At 46.5% G+C, this 17,549-nt stretch carries 15 protein-coding genes; 14 read left to right on the top strand and 1 reads right to left on the bottom strand.

Features of this window, described 5'->3' with window-relative positions; all coding sequences use genetic code 11:
• Positions 1–54: 54 nt before the first annotated feature.
• Positions 55–675, top strand: a complete 621-nt coding sequence (locus AC3WT9_RS06005; RefSeq protein WP_341093077.1) for a hypothetical protein — start codon at positions 55–57, stop codon at positions 673–675.
• Positions 676–941: 266 nt separating this feature from the next.
• Here the strand turns inward: AC3WT9_RS06005 and AC3WT9_RS06000 are convergent, their stop codons facing one another.
• Positions 942–1,700, bottom strand: coding sequence for a hypothetical protein (locus AC3WT9_RS06000; protein WP_341380368.1), 759 nt, complete (start codon positions 1,698–1,700; stop codon positions 942–944).
• Positions 1,701–2,154: 454 nt separating this feature from the next.
• Here AC3WT9_RS06000 and AC3WT9_RS05995 point away from each other — a divergent pair, with 454 nt between their 5' ends.
• From AC3WT9_RS05995 to AC3WT9_RS05935, 13 genes are all read left to right on the top strand, one after another.
• Positions 2,155–2,280: a hypothetical protein gene (locus AC3WT9_RS05995; protein WP_341093078.1), complete on the top strand. Its 126-nt coding sequence runs from the start codon at positions 2,155–2,157 to the stop codon at positions 2,278–2,280.
• Positions 2,281–2,379: 99 nt separating this feature from the next.
• Entirely contained in the window at positions 2,380–2,514 is a 135-nt protein-coding gene (locus tag AC3WT9_RS05990; protein WP_341378565.1) for a hypothetical protein, read from the top strand.
• Positions 2,511–2,588: a K(+)-transporting ATPase subunit F gene (gene kdpF / locus AC3WT9_RS05985; RefSeq protein WP_076112028.1), complete on the top strand. Its 78-nt coding sequence runs from the start codon at positions 2,511–2,513 to the stop codon at positions 2,586–2,588. Before AC3WT9_RS05990 ends, kdpF begins: the two co-directional genes overlap by 4 nt.
• A gap of 72 nt (positions 2,589–2,660) precedes the next feature.
• The gene (gene kdpA / locus AC3WT9_RS05980; RefSeq protein WP_341378567.1) at positions 2,661–4,337 is read left to right on the top strand and encodes a potassium-transporting ATPase subunit KdpA; all 1,677 of its coding nucleotides are present in this window, start codon (positions 2,661–2,663) and stop codon (positions 4,335–4,337) included.
• Positions 4,338–4,356: 19 nt separating this feature from the next.
• The gene (kdpB, locus tag AC3WT9_RS05975; RefSeq protein ID WP_341093081.1) at positions 4,357–6,390 is read left to right on the top strand and encodes a potassium-transporting ATPase subunit KdpB; all 2,034 of its coding nucleotides are present in this window, start codon (positions 4,357–4,359) and stop codon (positions 6,388–6,390) included.
• Between the two features lie 38 nt (positions 6,391–6,428).
• A complete protein-coding gene (kdpC, locus tag AC3WT9_RS05970) occupies positions 6,429–7,049 on the top strand; it encodes a potassium-transporting ATPase subunit KdpC (RefSeq protein WP_341093082.1) in 621 nt (206 codons plus the stop codon).
• A gap of 70 nt (positions 7,050–7,119) precedes the next feature.
• Entirely contained in the window at positions 7,120–9,426 is a 2,307-nt protein-coding gene (locus tag AC3WT9_RS05965) for a histidine kinase (protein WP_341093083.1), read from the top strand.
• Positions 9,427–9,607: 181 nt separating this feature from the next.
• Entirely contained in the window at positions 9,608–10,150 is a 543-nt protein-coding gene (locus AC3WT9_RS05960) for a TetR/AcrR family transcriptional regulator (protein ID WP_341378569.1), read from the top strand.
• A 26-nt stretch (positions 10,151–10,176) separates the two neighbouring features.
• On the top strand, positions 10,177–11,043 hold the full coding sequence (locus AC3WT9_RS05955) for a DegV family protein (RefSeq protein WP_341093085.1): 867 nt from the start codon (positions 10,177–10,179) through the stop codon (positions 11,041–11,043).
• A gap of 39 nt (positions 11,044–11,082) precedes the next feature.
• Positions 11,083–12,414 carry a voltage-gated chloride channel family protein gene (locus AC3WT9_RS05950; protein ID WP_341097666.1) on the top strand — a complete coding sequence of 444 codons (1,332 nt, stop codon included), beginning with the start codon at positions 11,083–11,085 and terminating at the stop codon, positions 12,412–12,414.
• A 313-nt stretch (positions 12,415–12,727) separates the two neighbouring features.
• The gene (locus AC3WT9_RS05945; protein ID WP_492407493.1) at positions 12,728–14,206 is read left to right on the top strand and encodes an Lsa family ABC-F type ribosomal protection protein; all 1,479 of its coding nucleotides are present in this window, start codon (positions 12,728–12,730) and stop codon (positions 14,204–14,206) included.
• A 177-nt stretch (positions 14,207–14,383) separates the two neighbouring features.
• Positions 14,384–16,765, top strand: coding sequence for a polyprenyl synthetase family protein (locus AC3WT9_RS05940; protein WP_341378572.1), 2,382 nt, complete (start codon positions 14,384–14,386; stop codon positions 16,763–16,765).
• Positions 16,766–17,149: 384 nt separating this feature from the next.
• Positions 17,150–17,494, top strand: coding sequence for a M60 family peptidase N-terminal accessory domain-containing protein (locus tag AC3WT9_RS05935; protein ID WP_492407492.1), 345 nt, complete (start codon positions 17,150–17,152; stop codon positions 17,492–17,494).
• Positions 17,495–17,549 lie beyond the last annotated feature (55 nt).

Here is a 17,549-nt window from a genome sequence, read left to right as displayed (position 1 = left end):
ATAATTATGTGTTAAAATGGTAATGTTACAATAATATAGAAAGGAGGTTGAGTGGTGAAAAATAAAAAAGTGTTTACCGTTTTAGCTACAGCATTTATGCTAACTTCCATCTCTGTTTCTGTATCGGCGGCAAGTTCTACACCAAATGCTTCGGATGCACCTGCCAGAATTGCTCAGGTTGTTCCAAGTAGCAATTTCGTAGATGATTTGAATACAACACAGACTGAGACTAATTCTACTGCTCAAGTTACTGATGTCCCTAATATCACTGTCCCTCTATCCGCAGAGCCTGTGCAAGTTCTGACAGAGAAAAACGTTGCTGCAAGAGGAAGTAATGCTCCAACTGACTTTTGGAACTTGGCAAATAACTCTTATGCAGGCTCTTTCTCTTATGTAGAGGACGATGAATTTACGAATAATTATTTTCCTGTTAATAGTGAGACAATAATATATATCAATGTTACTACTACCCCGGTGAATCATGGGGCAACTGGAAAATATAGAATTGTTGCTTATGAACTTACAACTGGTAATGTTGCTGCAACCTATAAGGGGACTGTTGGCGTAACTGCAAATGCAATGTTCTATAATCTCAATCAAAATAAGACATATTACTTTGGTATTTTAAATGATATGGATAGCCCAATAGATGGATCGCTTACAGTTTTTCACTAATAAAATATTATTTATCTGCCCAACGGCTTCGGCTGACGGGCATTTTTTTTATTCACTTTGTGAGGATTTTGGAACTGTAGGAGTAACAGCGGCCGGAAGTCCAAACATTCTCTGTAGTCACGACCAATCCCAAAATAGAAGAATTATAAGTTCAATCCACCAAACAGCGTTATAAATAGTGGAGATACTTGGTCCCCACAGAGAAAAGGATCACGAGCGGATAAAAAACCGCCTGTGATCCTGCTTTTGAATGATACTAAAATAAATTAGAATACCTCGTAATTATGGCCATAGTTATTATCCCAATACGTTTGACCGCCAGTTGTATACTCAATCGAATATTTAACATTTGTAGCACTTGGAACATTGATACTGTAATTCCAGTTTTCAACACTATTGAAATTATTCAAAGAGCCCGTATAAACGGCGTAGGCCTCATGAGTCGTCGCCCAGTCGTCCGTTGTGTACAGTATTTTTACTGATTTCGCCGGATTCAGATTCTTCACATAGATATTTCCGCTGAATTCACCATTGCTCAACGTACTATTGGCGTTAAGCACATTGGGGGCTCCCAAAATCACGGATCTAAGGGGTACGTTATGATTCACTTGATTGTAATAATTCGCTCCCCCGTTGTTATCCCAATAGGTCTGGTTATTCACTTCGTATTTGATTGCGAATTTAATGAAGTCCAGATTCTTCAACTCTAAATGATCTGTTGAAGAATCAGTTCTGGAAATGCCAAAATGCCATTTCTCATGGTCTACATCCGTCGCCCCAACATAAGATGCACTCGTATCATACCAATTTGTGTTATCTGTCGTGTAGTGGACAGTCACATTCTTCACGGGTCCCAGATTAGCAACTTCAATATTGCCGCTGAATCCGACATATCCAGGTTTATAAATAACGCCGACATCTGAGTCAATAAGCTTAACCTCATTACCGCTGGCAAATGCCGATCCGGTAAAGGATACACCAAAAATCAGAGTAAACATCATCAATCCAGCAAAAAGTTTTTTCATTGCTTTCACAGTTCTCGCTCCTCTAATTTCAATTTTTCACATCTGATTCTGAGCCGACAGGGAAGACATACATTTGTACGCGGTATTGTTCTATCATCCCTCCTTTAACACTTCGAAACCAAAATGTAAATTGCTGAATGGAAATCAATTCCTGTAAATACAATAACTTTAACTAGGCTTAATGTAAATAGTAAATTAGTAACAAAAATTATATATTAAGTAAGGTGACTTTCGTACATGGAAGAATGTACAGACTAACTGGATACTGTAGTACGGAATTAACCGTCTTGGGGGAAGGCGGCTTTTTTCGTTCCAAAAAAGGAAGAACTCGCCGTCTATACGACCAACTTAATGCAATCTTTATCCGCTCATACAAACCCTGACCCTGAATTAATGCCGTGAGTGCTATTCTTAACCGGTAGCTAAATATGACATTCGGGAAAGGATCCTTAGGATGGATGAATTTTTGAAAAATGCCGGGTTGATCGCAATCATGATCGTGGTGCTTTATACCATTAAGAAGATTTACGACTACATTGATTTAAAGAGGGCAGGCGACTATGAAGATGATGAATTCTGACAATCTTAATGTAATCTTTATTCTCTCATGCAAACCCTAACCCTGAACTAATGGCATAGATGTTACGCTGAATCAGTAGTTAAAAGCAGAGATGAGAGAATGTTGGAGAGGAGTGCGAAGGATATGATGGACATGTATATGGTGGTGGCACTCGCTGTGTTTTTCGGTATGTTCTACGCATTTGCACAGTGGTGTGGGCACGTTATCGACGATAAAGGGGGGAAAGAGCAATGACAGTGGTCCTGATCGCAACGCTGCTGTTGTTTCTCTATTTGGTCTATGCCCTGATTCATCCGGAGAAATTTTAGGCAGTGCGGTAAAAAAACAGCAAGACATATAGAGCATTGAGCTGAAGCTCATTAAATGGAGGAGGGGCATTCGTGGGTATTATACAAATCGTCGTAGTCATTGCCATACTGCTGCTACTGGTTAAACCGGTAGGAACTTATTTATATCATGTGTTCTCAAATGAACCAAACCGGTTGGACCGGATCTTTGGGGGAATCGAGCGAGGCATATACAAGGTAAGCGGCCTGAAAAACCGTGAAGGGATGTCCTGGAAGACCTATGCACTCAGCTTTCTTTCAACCAACATTGTGCTGGTTGTGTTCGGTTATCTGGTTCTCCGCCTGCAGGGCGGACTGCCTGTAAATCCAAATGGAATTACCGAGCTGGAGCAGACCCTTACGTTTAACACGGTAATCAGCTTTATGACTAACACTAATCTGCAGCATTACAGTGGGGAGACAGGTCTTTCCTATTTCTCGCAGATGGCGGTTATCACCATGATGATGTTCACATCGGCAGCCAGCGGTTTTTCCGTAGCAGCAGCTTTTGTGAGAGGGATTACCGGTAAAAATTCACTGGGGAATTTCTTCGAAGACTTCACCAAGGCGATTATTCGGGTGTTCCTGCCGCTTGCACTGCTTGTAACAATGGCTTTAGTTGCACTGCATGTTCCGCAGACATTGAAACCTACACTGGAGGTAACTACGCTGGAGGGTGCTGCTCAACAGATTGCGATCGGGCCGGTTGCCTCACTGGAATCCATCAAGCATCTGGGAACGAATGGCGGAGGATTCTTCGGGGCGAATTCCTCACATCCATTTGAGAATCCGTCACCGCTTACCAATGTGATTGAAATCCTGTCCATGTGGATGCTGCCCGCATCCTTGCCTTATATGTACGGACTGTTCGCTAAGAATAAACGGCAGGGCTGGGGCATCTTTGCGGCCATGATGACTTTGTTTGTATTGCTGTTGTCGCTCAATTATGCTGCGGAGATCAAAGGTAATCCGGCAATGGCAGACCTGGGCATTGAAACTTCTCAAGGCAGCATGGAGGGAAAAGAAGTCCGCTTCGGTGTACCGCAATCCGCCTTGTTTACGGCAGTAACAACCGCAGCGACGACAGGTAGCGTCAACAATATGCATGATACTCAAACCCCGCTGGGAAGTATTACGCCGCTTGCGTTAATGATGCTAAATAACGTCTTCGGTGGCAAAGGCGTTGGCCTTATCAATATGCTGATGTACGCCGTGCTTGCGGTCTTCCTGTGCGGGCTGATGGTGGGGAGGACGCCGGAATTCCTCGGCCGAAAGATTGAAGCGAGGGAGATGAAGCTGATCGCGGTGGCGATACTGATTCATCCGCTGATCATTCTGGCACCGACAGCAGCCTCATTCCTGACAGATCTGGGGCAAGGCGCTATTAGTAATAGCGGGTACCACGGGTTGACGCAAGTACTATATGAATACACTTCCTCTGCTGCCAACAACGGTTCAGGTTTCGAAGGACTTGCGGACAACAGCACATTCTGGAATGTGATGACTGGTATTGTAATGCTGCTAGGACGCTATATCTCAATCATTGCAATGCTCGCCGTTGCAGGTTCCCTGATCCGCAAGCAGCCTGTACCGGAGACAATCGGCACATTCCGTACAGACAACGGTCTGTTTACCGGCATCTTGATCGGTACGGTGCTGATCATTGGTGCGCTGACATTTCTGCCGGTCGTGGTTCTGGGGCCGATTGCTGAACATTTGACTCTACGGTAGGAAAGAGGGAGAAATAGAGATGAGTACTGTACAAAAAAAGAAGCTGCTGAGTGGGCCTATTATACGAAGTGCAGTCAAGGACAGCTTTATCAAGCTGAATCCGATGACGCTAATGAAGAATCCGGTCATGTTTGTTGTTGAAATTGGAACGATTATTGTTCTGCTGATGATTCTCGCCCCTGGTTATTTCGACGCAGAGGAGGCTAGAGGCTTCAATATAGCGGTCTTCTTCATACTGCTGGTTACCGTATTGTTTGCCAATTTTGCGGAAGCGCTGGCGGAAGGCCGCGGGAAAGCACAGGCGGATACACTGAAGAAGACCAAGCAGGATATTTCCGCGAATAGACTGGTAGGAGGCGTCATTAAGATAGTTGCTTCCTCCGAACTGCGAAAAGGCGATGTCGTTGTTGTCAGTCAAGGAGAACTTATTCCCGGCGACGGCGAGGTCATTGAAGGGCTGGCATCTGTGGATGAATCGGCTATAACAGGTGAATCGGCTCCCGTTATTAAAGAAGCCGGCGGAGATTTTGGCTCCGTGACAGGCGGCACGAGAGTCGTAAGTGATCAGATCAAGGTACAGATTACAAGTGAACCCGGCGAGTCTTTCCTTGACCGGATGATCTCACTGGTGGAAGGAGCCAAACGGCAGAAAACACCGAATGAAATTGCGCTGAACACGCTATTGATCAGCTTGACGATTATCTTCCTGATCGTGGTAGTCACCCTGCAGCCGATTGCCGCTTATCTGGAAGTAAACCTGGAAATTCCGGTCTTGATTGCGCTGCTGGTCTGTCTGATCCCCACTACCATCGGGGGATTATTGTCGGCAATCGGGATTGCGGGCATGGATCGGGTTACCCAGTTCAACGTGCTTGCCATGTCTGGTAAAGCGGTCGAAGCTGCCGGAGACATTAACACGATGATTCTTGATAAGACCGGCACGATTACCTTTGGCAACCGCATGGCCAGTGAATTTGTTCCTGTGGGTAATGAGACGGTAGAGGATCTGGCCGGGTGGGCAGCTGTCAGCTCGCTGAAAGATGAGACACCGGAAGGACGCTCCGTCATTGAGCTGGCCAAGAAACAAGGATACAGTTATGACAGCAGCCTTATGGCTGGAGGCGAATTTATAGAATTCCGCGCCGAAACGAGGATGAGCGGCATGGATCTGCAGGACGGCCGGATGGTCCGCAAAGGGGCTGTAGATTCCATTAAACGCTGGGTGTCCTCCCAAGGAGGGCAGATTCCAGATGATTTGGATCAGCAAACGAATGCCATTGCCGGCAAAGGAGGAACACCGCTGGCTGTTGCAGTTGATAACCGGATATACGGACTCATCTATTTGAAAGACACGGTTAAGCCGGGGATGAAGGAACGATTTGATGAACTGCGCAAAATGGGCATCAAGACGATAATGTGCACAGGGGACAATCCGCTGACTGCCGCTACTATCGCCTTCGAGGCCGGAGTCGACGGATTCATTGCCGAAAGTACACCGGAGAATAAGATCGAGGTCATCCGCAAGGAACAAAGTGAAGGCAAGCTGGTGGCGATGACAGGGGACGGCACGAATGATGCGCCTGCATTGGCACAGGCGGACGTGGGACTTGCGATGAACAGCGGAACCACAGCAGCGAAGGAAGCGGCCAATATGGTTGATCTGGACTCCGACCCGTCCAAGATCATTGAGGTTGTGGCGATCGGCAAGCAGCTGCTGATGACACGCGGAGCATTAACAACCTTCAGTATCGCGAATGATATCGCCAAGTATTTTGCGATTATTCCGGCCATGTTTACGCTGGCCATTCCAGAGATGGAAGTGCTGAACGTAATGGGACTAGGTTCTCCAAGCTCCGCGATTATCTCGGCATTGATCTTTAATGCAATTATCATTCCATTGCTTATCCCTCTGGCGATGAGAGGCGTATCGTATAAGCCGATGAGCTCCACCAAGCTGCTGAGCCGGAATATTTTCATCTATGGGCTTGGCGGGATCCTGGTTCCCTTCGTCGGCATTAAGTTGATTGACCTGGTTGTAAGCATATGGATTTAAGATCATTGCACTTAGCTAGAAGAAAGGATGAATAAATAATGCAAATCGTCAATTCAAGCGCAATAGAGCAAAAGCCTGTATCTAAAGGTTCTTATATATTTAGTGTGATAAGACTTAGCCTAGTGTTCATTGTATTATGCGGGATCATCTATCCGCTGGCTTCTACCGCGCTTGCCCAGGTTCTTATGCCTTCCCAGGCGAACGGGAGCCTGCTAAAGAATGGAGAAGGCCAAGTGATTGGGTCTGAGCTGATTGGCCAGAACTTTAAGAATCCGGCGTTATTCCAGGGCCGTGTATCCAGTATTGAGTACAAGGCTGAAGCCTCGGGATCGAATAACTATGGACCGTCCAATCCGGTTTTGCTTGAGCGCACCAGCGATTCTATAGCTGAGTGGAAAGCGAATAACCCTGACGTTCCGGTTAGTGAGCTGCCTATAGATTTGGTCACGAACTCCGGTTCCGGCCTGGATCCGCATATATCACCCGCTGCGGCTACGGTACAGATCCCCAGAATCAGCAATCTGACCGGTATTTCAGCAGATAAGCTAGAAGCATTGGTGGCAAAATATACTGAAGGCCGCGATCTTGGGGTGTTTGGTGAGGAACGTGTCAATGTGCTGAAGCTGAATCTCGCTTTAATGGAAACACCGGCGAATTAGAACCGGCTCACCCCTGCCTGCGCTTCCAGCGGACAGGGGTAGTTTCCGCTTAAGGATTGGAGGTTAACGAGTGGCACCCTACAAACGCAAAACCCCGGAAGAAATTCTGTATTCCATTTACCGTTTGCACCGGGGCAGGCTGAAGATTATCATCGGCTCCGTCAGCGGATCAGGCAAAACCTATCATATGCTGGAGGAAGGCAAGTTATTGAAAAAGCAGGGCATTGATGTTGTAATCAGTGCCGTATCAACGATGCAGAGAGCAGAAACCATGCAGCAGCTTGCCGATCTGGAGCGTGTCCCCAGCATTCATTGGCTGAAGGACGGCAAGGAGCAGAAGGATCTTCCTTTGGAGACTCTGCTGGAGCGCAATCCCGAGGTACTGCTTGTAGATGGCTTGGCGCACCGGAACCGCAAAGAAGCCCGTTTTCAGACGCGGCTGGAAGATATCCGTTATTTGATGGACAACGGCATCAGCGTGATTACGACCATCAATGTGTATGAATTGGCCGGAGTGGGTGAGACCATCTTTCAAATGACGGGAATCCGTGCAGATGAAACCGTACCGCTGCATACTCTGGAGCTGGCGGATGAGGTCCGCTTGATTGATGTCTCACCAGAAACCATTCTGAAGCGGATCGAGGAAGGTGTTTTAGGCCATGAGACGCATCCTGCACTATCCCGGCCCGGCAATCTCGGCGTGCTTCGTGAGCTGTCTCTGCGTCTGGTGGCCGAAGGTGTCAACGATTCTCTAGAGAAACATCGCGAAGAACATGGGCTCATTGGTCCTTCCGGCGCGATGGAGCGGATACTGGTATCCGCTCAGTACCATTGGAACGGGTCGCTTTATGTGAGAAGAGGCCAGCAAATCGCCAAGCGGCTCGGCGGTGATCTGATTGTGGTGACATTTGCTATTCCTAACCGGCCGCTGACGAAGGACCAGCAGACCTTTAAGCGTTCGATTGTAAAGCTGGTAGAGCGGGTGGGTGCCAGGTTTGAAGAGCTTCCTCTCACCCTTCAACGCCAGCTTCCTTCCGAACTGGTGCGTTATGCCATTAAAAACAATGTGACCCGGATCGTTATGGGCCACTCTCAAAAAAGCCGGTGGCAGGAGCGGTGGCAGGGCTCGATTGCTGACCGTGTGCTGCGCCAGACACGCAATATTGATGTGTTTCTGATGGCCGACCGGGCCGAGCAGGAAGGAGAACGGATTCTGCCGATCAAACGTAATCCGCAAGGAAAGAAGGAGCCTTTCCACCGGTTGACCAGTCAAGAGATGGAGAAGAAGATTGAAGTGATCCGCCGTGGCACCTTTAAGGTATATATCGGTGCAGCTCCCGGAGTCGGCAAAACCTACAAGATGCTTCAGGAGGGAAATATACTTCAAAGCAGAGGCATCGATGTTGTCATCGGGCTGCTGGAAACCCATGGCAGGAAGGAAACCCAGGAGCAGATAGGCGAATTAATAATGATACCCCGGGCCAAAATTCTATATCAAAGTACGCATTTGGAAGAAATGGACACGGACGCAATTATTGCCCGCCGCCCGGAGGTCGTCCTGGTGGATGAACTGGCACACACCAACGTGCCCGGAAGTGTAACCAGAAAGCGGTATGAAGATGTGATCCGTCTGCTCGAAAACGGCATTTCCGTCATAACAACTATAAATGTGCAGCATCTGGAAAGCTTGAACGACGCGGTAGCCCAATTAACCGGCGTACGCGTCAGGGAGACCGTGCCGGATGCGATTCTTAAAATGGCCAGTGAGGTCGAACTGATCGATGTAACGCCACAAATGCTGCAGGAGCGGATGCGGGAAGGGAAGATATACGCCTCAGAGAAAGTAAACCAGGCGCTGGAATCGTTTTTCAAGATCGGCAATCTCATTGCACTGCGTGAACTGGCGCTCCGCGAAATTGCGGATGATGTAGACGAACGGCTGGAGGCCTGGGACCGGGACAATTCCTTGCGGGGCCCATGGAGCAGGAAAGAGGTGATCTTCGTCTGTGTGGATCTGGGAGCGAGGGCAGAGCGGCTGATTCGCCGCGGATTCCGCATCGCGCATCGCTTGAAAGCCGAGTGGTATGTTCATTATGTGCACTGCAGTTCGAAAGAAACTCCCGAGGAGCAGAAACGGCTGGAGACGCTGCGTCGTCTAACAGAACAGCTTGGAGGGAATTTAGAGGTGACTATGGCAGAAAGCCGTAAGAACCTGCACGAGCATTTATTAATCAGGATCAATGAAGTGAAGACGACACAGCTGATCATCGGGCAGGTACGGAAGCCGCTCTGGCGGACGCTCATCAAAAAAAGCTTCGTCCACTATCTGCTCCGTCATGCCCGGCATATGGATATGCTGGTTGTGGCTGATCAATAGTAGAGTGAGGAACACAGAAGGAACCGATCCTGTAGATCGGTTCCTTTTACATTCTTATTTTAAAGTCTTATAATAGGAGAATGAATATTCATTCCGCTCTAATCTATACCGGTTTAATCCGGAACCATTCCAGTCTAAGGTAAGGGTGATTACACTGGCTACTAACAAACGGGAAGATATCATGAAAGCGGCCTTGGTGCTGTTTGCCGAGAGAGGATATGACGGCACAACCGTTCCGATGATTGCTGAAAGTGCGAAGGTAGGGGCAGGTACGATATATCGCTATTTTGCCAATAAAGAATCGCTTGTTAACGGATTGTTTCAACATTGCGTGCAAGTGTTCTCGGACACGTTAAAATATGAGGCCATTCATTCCACGCCAGATATTCGGGAGCAGTTTCATTATATTTTTCAGCGTTTAGTGAAGTTTGCCGATAATAATGTGAATGCGCTGCTCTTTATCGAATCCCATAATAGCGCTTATTATCTGGACGACCGAAGCAAGCAGGTGTTTGATGAGCTGCTTGGAACGTTTCGCCAAGTTTTGGAGAATGGTAAAAAAGTAGGGGTCATCAAAGAGTTCAACACAGATGCGCTGATTGCCATTGTATATGGTGCGTTCGTGATGCTGTTCAAACTGATTAAGTCTGGAGTGTTAACCGAAACCCCCGATCTGCTGGAAGGGGTCGAAGAAAGCTGTTGGAATGCCATTAGAATCCTATGATTCTAGTGTATTAAGGAGACTGCCAAATGACAAAAGTAAAGATATTTACAGATAGTCTTTCAGATCTGCCGCCCACCGTAATTGAACAATATGAGATTGGCATAGCTCCTGTATATGTTGTTTTTAGCAATGAGCTGATATTTCGGCATACGGTCGATATAACAACTGAGGAGATATACACCTACGTAAGAGAGAAGGGGACGATTCCCGGTATTGCCGCTCCAACACCTCATGACCTAAGTACTCTCTTTGCTCCTTGTATTGCTGCCGGAGACAATGTGTTATTCATCAGCATGGCCTCGGGGTTATCCCCAACCTACAAGAATGCAGTGGCAGCTGCCCAACAATTCCCTGAAGGAAGAGTTACTGTCATTGATTCCTCAAGCATTTCCTCAGGGACGGCAATGATGGTTCTGCGGGCAGTCGCAGCGGCGAGGAAGAGAAGACATCCCGCAACTATAACCAAAGAGCTGCACCACTCGCGGACAAACCTGGAGGAAGAAATGCTGCTTGATAAGCTTAACTTTATAAATCAGGGTGGGAATGTTTACGGATTGCATAATCGGATAAAAAGTCCTTTGAATTTAAAAAGTCCGGCAACGGTCAGGTCGGGGCGAATGCATTTCTCCATGAATGAGCCACAAGGCGGCGTTACAAAAGCGCTGGATAAGATGCTGTACAATGCACTTGACAACAAAGACGAGATTGACCAGAAGCTTGTGCTTATCTCACAGACGATGGCAGAGCAGCCAGCCGAATATTTAAGGGAAGCGTTGATTAATAAAGTGGGATGCGATGAAGTGCTTGTGACTTCGAGCATCAGCGGCTTTCTCTCCCGCACCTCACCACGAAGTTTGGGTGTAAGCTACTACCGCAGAGCTGATCAGGGCTGATACATTACGGAAAAGCGGGGAATACAGCAAATGAAGAACATGTATGCAAAATGGGCGACGCTTACGGAAAGAAGCAGCCATCTGGCGCTGTGGAGCACTTTTCTGAAATGGATTGTCCTGGGCGGCACAATAGGCGTATTGTCCGGAACGGCCTCGGCTTTTTTCCTCAAGAGTCTAGATTATGTTACTGAGGTTCGGCTGAATCATGGATGGCTGCTCTTTCTGCTTCCGGCGGGAGGTGCACTGGTAAGCTTTCTATACATGCGCTACGGCAAAAACAGTGCCAAGGGAAATAATCTGATTTTGGAGCAAATCCGGGAGGGTAATGAAACGATTCCGTTGCGGATGGCTCCTTTGGTGCTGTTTGGCACGCTTATCACTCATCTCTTCGGTGGTTCAGCCGGGCGTGAAGGAACTGCGGTACAAATGGGGGGCAGCTTGGCCGAAGGATTCGGGAGACTTATTAAGATCAATGCCCTGGACCGGAAAATATTGCTGATGTGCGGGATAAGTGGTGGTTTCGGCTCAATCTTCGGGACTCCTTTGGCCGGGACCATTTTTGGGCTGGAGGTGATTGCGATTGGACTCATCAGCCATAAAGCGCTGCTGCCCTGTTTCACAGCCAGTTTTGTGGGCGATCTGGTGACTACCCGCTTATGGAAGGTGCATCATACCCATTATCAGGTGGATGTTTTTCCAGATCTGGATGTAGTCGTCCTGTTAAAAGTTATCGCTGCTGCAATAGTGTTTGGTTTAGTCAGTATGTTGTTTAGCGAGCTGACCCACTTTTTAAAGCGAACGTTCACCTACATCTTTAAAAACCCGATGCTAAAGAGTGCGGTAGGCGGGCTCATTATTATTGCCTTAGTTTATGTCATAGGTTCCAGGGATTACTTGGGACTTGGTATTCCACTCATCAGCGGGTCCTTTGAGACAGAAATGCCGCCTTTTGCGTTCCTGTGGAAGCTCATTTTCACTGCACTTACTTTAGGCACAGGCTACCAGGGCGGTGAAGTTACTCCTTTATTCGCTATAGGGGCGACACTCGGAAACAGCCTGGCTGGTGTGCTTCATTTATATGCTCCTTTCCTGGCCTCACTTGGCTTTATTGCGGTATTCTGCGGAGCCACCAATACACCAATTGCCTGTTTCATTATGGGGATTGAACTATTTGGTTCCACCGGGGCGGTTTATATGTTTATCGCTTGTGTAGTCAGTTTTTTATTCTCAGGACATACCGGTATTTATACATCCCAGCAGATCGGTGTATCGAAAAGTCATCTGATCCCTATCCAAGAAGGGACTACCCTAGCCTCCGTCAAGGGTCTGCGCAAACGAAAAACAAAAGCCAGCGGAGAAAATCATACGTAGATTTGCTGATCAAAACCATGCTTGGGTTGAAAATAAAAAAAAGGTATGGTAAAATTCTGTTACTTTAATGACTGGAGTTGAAAAGGATAATGTAGAAATTTTCTTGCGAATCTTTTAAACAATAAAACGACAGCTGCGATTTTATTTCGCATGTGTTTTATTCTTTATACGCAAGAAAGTTACGCATTTCTTTTCACTCAGACGAATATCCTTGTCTAACTCCGCTTTGGGGCTGGATTTGCTGTATTTATTTGAGCTACAAGAAAGTAACTTTCTTGTAGCTCTTATTTTTTTATATACAGGAGGAATATATATGTCATTAATCAATGTTGCGAACCTGACGTTTGCCTATGAAGGCAGCTACGATAATATATTTGAGAACGTAAGTTTTCAAATTGATACCGATTGGAAATTAGGATTTACAGGAAGAAACGGAAGAGGGAAAACGACCTTCCTAAGCTTGTTGCTTGGTAAATATGAATATAGCGGAACGATTTCGGCTAAGGTCGATTTCGACTATTTCCCGTTCCCTGTCGAGAATAAGGGGAATAATACCCTTGACGTAATCAGCGATATCTACCCGGATTATATTCACTGGAAGCTGATGCGGGAGCTTTCTTTACTAAAAGTGTCCGAGGATGTGCTATACCGGCCCTTTGATTCCTTGTCCAACGGTGAGCAGACGAAGGTGCTGCTTGCTGCATTATTTATTAAGGAAAACAGCTTTCTGCTCATTGATGAGCCTACCAATCATCTGGATCTGAATGCAAGAAAACTGGTCAGTGCTTATCTGAATACCAAGAGCGGCTTTATCCTGGTCTCCCACGACAGATCCTTTCTGGATCATTGTGTAGACCACATCCTGTCAATCAATAAAACCAACATAGAAATTCAAAAGGGGAATTTCTCCGCTTGGTGGGAGAATAAAAGGCGGCAAGATCATTTTGAACTGGCAGAGAATGAAAAACTAAGAAGAGACATCAAGCGCTTGTCGGATTCTTCTAAACGAACGGGCAACTGGTCGCATGAGGTGGAGAAAAGCAAAAATGGAACACGGAATTCCGGTTCCAAGTTGGATAAAGGTTATGTTGGCCACAAGGCTGCTAAAATGATGAAACGCTCTAAAGCCATTGAGCAAAGACAGCAATCAGCCATTGTTGAAAAATCTAAACTGCTGAAAAATATTGAAAACTCCGACACCCTGGAGATTTCACAGCTTGATTATCATAAAAACGAGCTGGTTGAGCTTGAACATGTCTCGATTCAATACGGGGAGAAGATCGTCTGCGCAGATATCAGCTTTTCGATTGAGCAGGGGGAGCGAATTGCGCTTTCCGGTATAAATGGCTCCGGTAAATCAAGCATTATCAAGCTGATTTGCGGCAAGGAGCTAGACTACACAGGCACACTCAGGAAGGACAGTCAGCTTACAATATCATACGTATCACAGGACACCTCGCATTTACAGGGCAATTTAACGGACTACGCCAGAAGCAACGGGATTGATGAAAGCCTGTTTAAGTCGATTTTAAGAAAACTTGATTTCTCCAGAGTACAGTTTGAAAAGGATATATCTGCGTTTAGCGGCGGGCAAAAGAAGAAAGTGCTTATTGCGAAAAGCCTAAGTGAGAAGGTCCATTTGCATATTTGGGATGAGCCGCTTAATTTTATTGATATTATTTCCCGGATGCAGATTGAAGAGCTGCTGCTGGAATACACACCAACTATTCTTTTTGTCGAGCATGACAGTGAATTTTGCAACAATATTGCTACAAAAATCATTCATCTGTAATCCATTACCTGAATTTCTCAGGACCGGTCACTGCAGACTTTCTCGGCTCTCCCGAAATAACTCCTAACTCGTAACCCAATGAGTTCTTTCACGTATATGATATAACTATGATCCGGCGAAGCTGCAGGGATTGAATGTTAAAGGTCCAAACTAAAAGAAGTTGAGGTAATCCATCTTATGAATGAATTTACACTGCATGCCGATACAGCGTATAAGCTGGCTGAGCAGAAAGCTGCTCAATATTTTGCATCACTATTTACACAGGTCAAGAATAGGAGTTATGCGCCTGCCTTAACTGCAGACTTTCATTTGTGGAAGAAGAGCCATATTCATCATCATTCATGGCTGTCCTTTTTTTCGCGAAACCAAAGGAACCCCGGGTCTGCCGATTACCACCGGTATATTCAATGGCTGAACTACACGGGAAAATTAAATGATTATCTCGACCGAAGCATTTCCTATATCTACATGAGGGATCTGGGCAAAGCGCTGGATTCTCCAGACACTCAAAACAGGATTCAACGGATGGTTGCTGATATCAAAGATCAGTTGATCCCCTCAGGCGCAGCAGGCGGGCAAACACAGCCGGACATGCTGAATCTGGCAAAGCTGTACCGCTGGGCCCAGAAAGAAGGGGTAGAAACAGCCACGATCTGGGTGATTACTAAACTCAAAACTGTCTCCGCCAATCTGCCGGTGGAAATGAATCCCGAGCAAGCCCAACGTAAGCTGATTAAGATTATTATCGGGGTTGTCATGCATGTGATGGAAGAGATGGAAGATAACCTTGCCCCTGCAGAACGTGTCTTAAGACTTGATGAAGCCATCCGGCTGGGGTATTCCTATGGCCTTACCTATCCTTTCATTGACGATCTTTTAGATTCTGCGGTCTTAACCACTTCTGAGAAAGAACAATATTCCCGGTTGATCCGTCAAGCGCTTCTCAGCGGGATTGTCCCGGAGCTTGGAGAGTGGGATGGGGAAAAGATTCCGCTGATGGAGTATGTGCATTCGGAGCTGCGGGAAGCCTTTGAGTACATTAAGAACCATCAGCGGATGGAGACGCAGAAATCGTTTTTTGAGCGTTCCTATGTGTTTTTTCACTCTCAGGAAATAGACCGGGCAAAGAATCTGTCTCATGATGGTTATACCAATGAGGAACTTTATATTCCTGTAATCCTAAAATCATCTTCCTCCCGCTTGATTGTCCGCTCTGTAATCAGTGCGCCTCTAGATGACGGTTTTGATCATCGAACCTTCTATTATGGCTTATACAATCAGCTGGCGGATGATTTTGCCGATATGTCCGACGATATGCTGGGTGGCGCGGTTACCCCTTATACCTATTATTTAAAATACCGCGAGCAGCGCAACGATTTGATCAATCCCTTTGAAATGTACTGGACGGTCATTTCCCATCTGCTCCATAACGTGTTTCATTCTGATCCCAAAACTTGCGAGGTAATTCTGGACCGGGTCATTAACGGTCTGAAACGCTCTAAAGAACGTTTAGGCAGGGATAAATACAACGAAATCATGGAGATATTTGCGTCTGGCAGCCCGGAGTTCAAACGACTGGTAAACCGGATGGTTCATAAAGCAGTGGATGTCGATTTCTTCGACAAACTGCTTCGGGACCAGTTGCTTAACACATTGCGTAACAACCGGAAGGAAAAGGAGGAGTTTCACGATACGATCAAAACGGTGCGCGGAGTGATCAACAGCCAGCTCCTAATCCCAAAGCCTGAGCGAATGCAACCGATGAAGGAACTGCTTATAGATGCTGCTAATTACAGTCTCGAAGGTGATGGGAAACGAATACGCCCAGTCTTAACGTGGGTTATGGGCGTAAGAGAATATGGACTGGAGCCAGCGGAGATTGTGCCGCTGCTGAGATCCTTGGAATATATGCATACCGCTTCCTTAATCTTCGATGATCTGCCATCCCAGGATAATGCGTCAACCCGCAGAGGGCGTGAAACCTTGCATCAGGTACATGATGCTGCGACTGCCGAATTAACCGGATTGTTTCTGATCCAGAAGGCCACGGAGGAACAAGCATCTCTCCGTCATTTCGATCCGAAAACCGTGCTTGCGCTCATGCAGTATTCAGCACAAAAGACGGGGGATATGTGCATGGGGCAGGCGATGGATCTGCATTCTAAAGGCGAAGAGTTAACTCTGGAGCGACTGAATGAGATCTGCTTTTACAAAACCGGGATTGCCTTCGAGGCGGCGCTGGTCATGCCGGCTATGCTGGCCCAGGTGAAGGAGGCGGAAATTGCGGCGCTGAAGAAATTTGCTTATCATGCGGGGATCGCTTTTCAGATAAAAGATGATTTGCTCGACCAGGAGGGAGACCAGCTATTGCTCGGCAAACCCGTTGGACAGGATACCGGAAACAACACTTCAACTTTCGTATCCATTCTTGGGCTGGAGAATGCCCGGAAAGAGCTGTGGGAACACTACTGTCTGGCCTCGGAAGCATTGTGCGAGCTGCCGCGGAATATTGCTTTTCTGAAACATTTATTAAATTATATGGTTAACAGGAACCGCTGAACTGCGGCTGAACCTGCCCGGAACGGAATAGGATCAAGTATTACCGGCACCCATACGGGTTGCCGGTTTTTTGTCGTCCTACATACTACAGCAGCTGTTATTCCGTTCATTATGGGGACCGGGAATTTTACGTAACCAGGCCAGATATGTTTTCTCCTCTCCGGCATCGGACTACCGGCAGTGCAGGGATGGAAGTGATCAATCATGAGCCATTTTTTTATTTACAGGTAACTGCGGCACTCCATATATTACAATCCGTGTTATAAAAAGAAGAATAAAGATGGATTTGGAGTAATAGAGATAAATGGTGTTATTTAGTATATGGTAAAAAAAGTAATGCAAGGATGTCTTATCAGTGTGAAATTAATTTTTTAGGAGGATTTGATGAAAAAACTTAGGAAGTCACTTCAGATTTTATCTCTAATGGTGGTAACAGCAACAGCGGTTGTAGTAGCTGACTCACCATCTGAGGTACTAGCTCAATCTTCAGAGGTAGCCATTACACAGCAAAGTAATCTTGTTGTTCAGCGAAATTTTGAAGTGAAAGCCCTTGGAGATATATGGGCAGAAGGCAAGCGGGAGCGTAGAGCGGCGGGGTATGCAGATGCACGAAAATTATTTCAGCCAACTGGTCTATATGCAAAAGCCAATGAACAAATTGAGATTGAGGTCTCAGGTGACAAACCAATTACAGCGATTATTGGGATGCATCAACATGATAAAGAGTAGGCGATTAGGTATCCATTAAAAACAGGTGCAAACACAATTTCCTCACCAAATGGCG

It is taken from the genome of Paenibacillus sp. EB106-06-01-XG199 (genome assembly GCF_058791575.1).
Note: the sequence above shows the minus strand (reverse complement) of the source record. Positions and strands in the feature narration are given on the sequence as shown.

What these genes read in the sequence shown, in the direction of transcription:
- AC3WT9_RS05960 (WP_341378569.1), top strand. Translation starts at nt 9,608, where the DNA reads ATGAAAGCGGCCTTGGTGCTGTTTGCCGAGAGAGGATATGACGGCACA.
- AC3WT9_RS05955 (WP_341093085.1), top strand. Translation starts at nt 10,177, where the DNA reads ATGACAAAAGTAAAGATATTTACAGATAGTCTTTCAGATCTGCCGCCC.
- AC3WT9_RS05950 (WP_341097666.1), top strand. Translation starts at nt 11,083, where the DNA reads ATGTATGCAAAATGGGCGACGCTTACGGAAAGAAGCAGCCATCTGGCG.
- AC3WT9_RS05995 (WP_341093078.1), top strand. Translation starts at nt 2,155, where the DNA reads ATGGATGAATTTTTGAAAAATGCCGGGTTGATCGCAATCATGATCGTG.
- AC3WT9_RS05990 (WP_341378565.1), top strand. Translation starts at nt 2,380, where the DNA reads ATGTTGGAGAGGAGTGCGAAGGATATGATGGACATGTATATGGTGGTG.
- AC3WT9_RS06000 (WP_341380368.1), bottom strand. Translation starts at nt 1,700, where the DNA reads ATGAAAAAACTTTTTGCTGGATTGATGATGTTTACTCTGATTTTTGGT.
- AC3WT9_RS05935 (WP_492407492.1), top strand. Translation starts at nt 17,150, where the DNA reads ATGAAAAAACTTAGGAAGTCACTTCAGATTTTATCTCTAATGGTGGTA.
- kdpC (WP_341093082.1), top strand. Translation starts at nt 6,429, where the DNA reads ATGCAAATCGTCAATTCAAGCGCAATAGAGCAAAAGCCTGTATCTAAA.
- kdpB (WP_341093081.1), top strand. Translation starts at nt 4,357, where the DNA reads ATGAGTACTGTACAAAAAAAGAAGCTGCTGAGTGGGCCTATTATACGA.
- AC3WT9_RS05940 (WP_341378572.1), top strand. Translation starts at nt 14,384, where the DNA reads ATGAATGAATTTACACTGCATGCCGATACAGCGTATAAGCTGGCTGAG.
- kdpF (WP_076112028.1), top strand. Translation starts at nt 2,511, where the DNA reads ATGACAGTGGTCCTGATCGCAACGCTGCTGTTGTTTCTCTATTTGGTC.
- AC3WT9_RS05945 (WP_492407493.1), top strand. Translation starts at nt 12,728, where the DNA reads ATGTCATTAATCAATGTTGCGAACCTGACGTTTGCCTATGAAGGCAGC.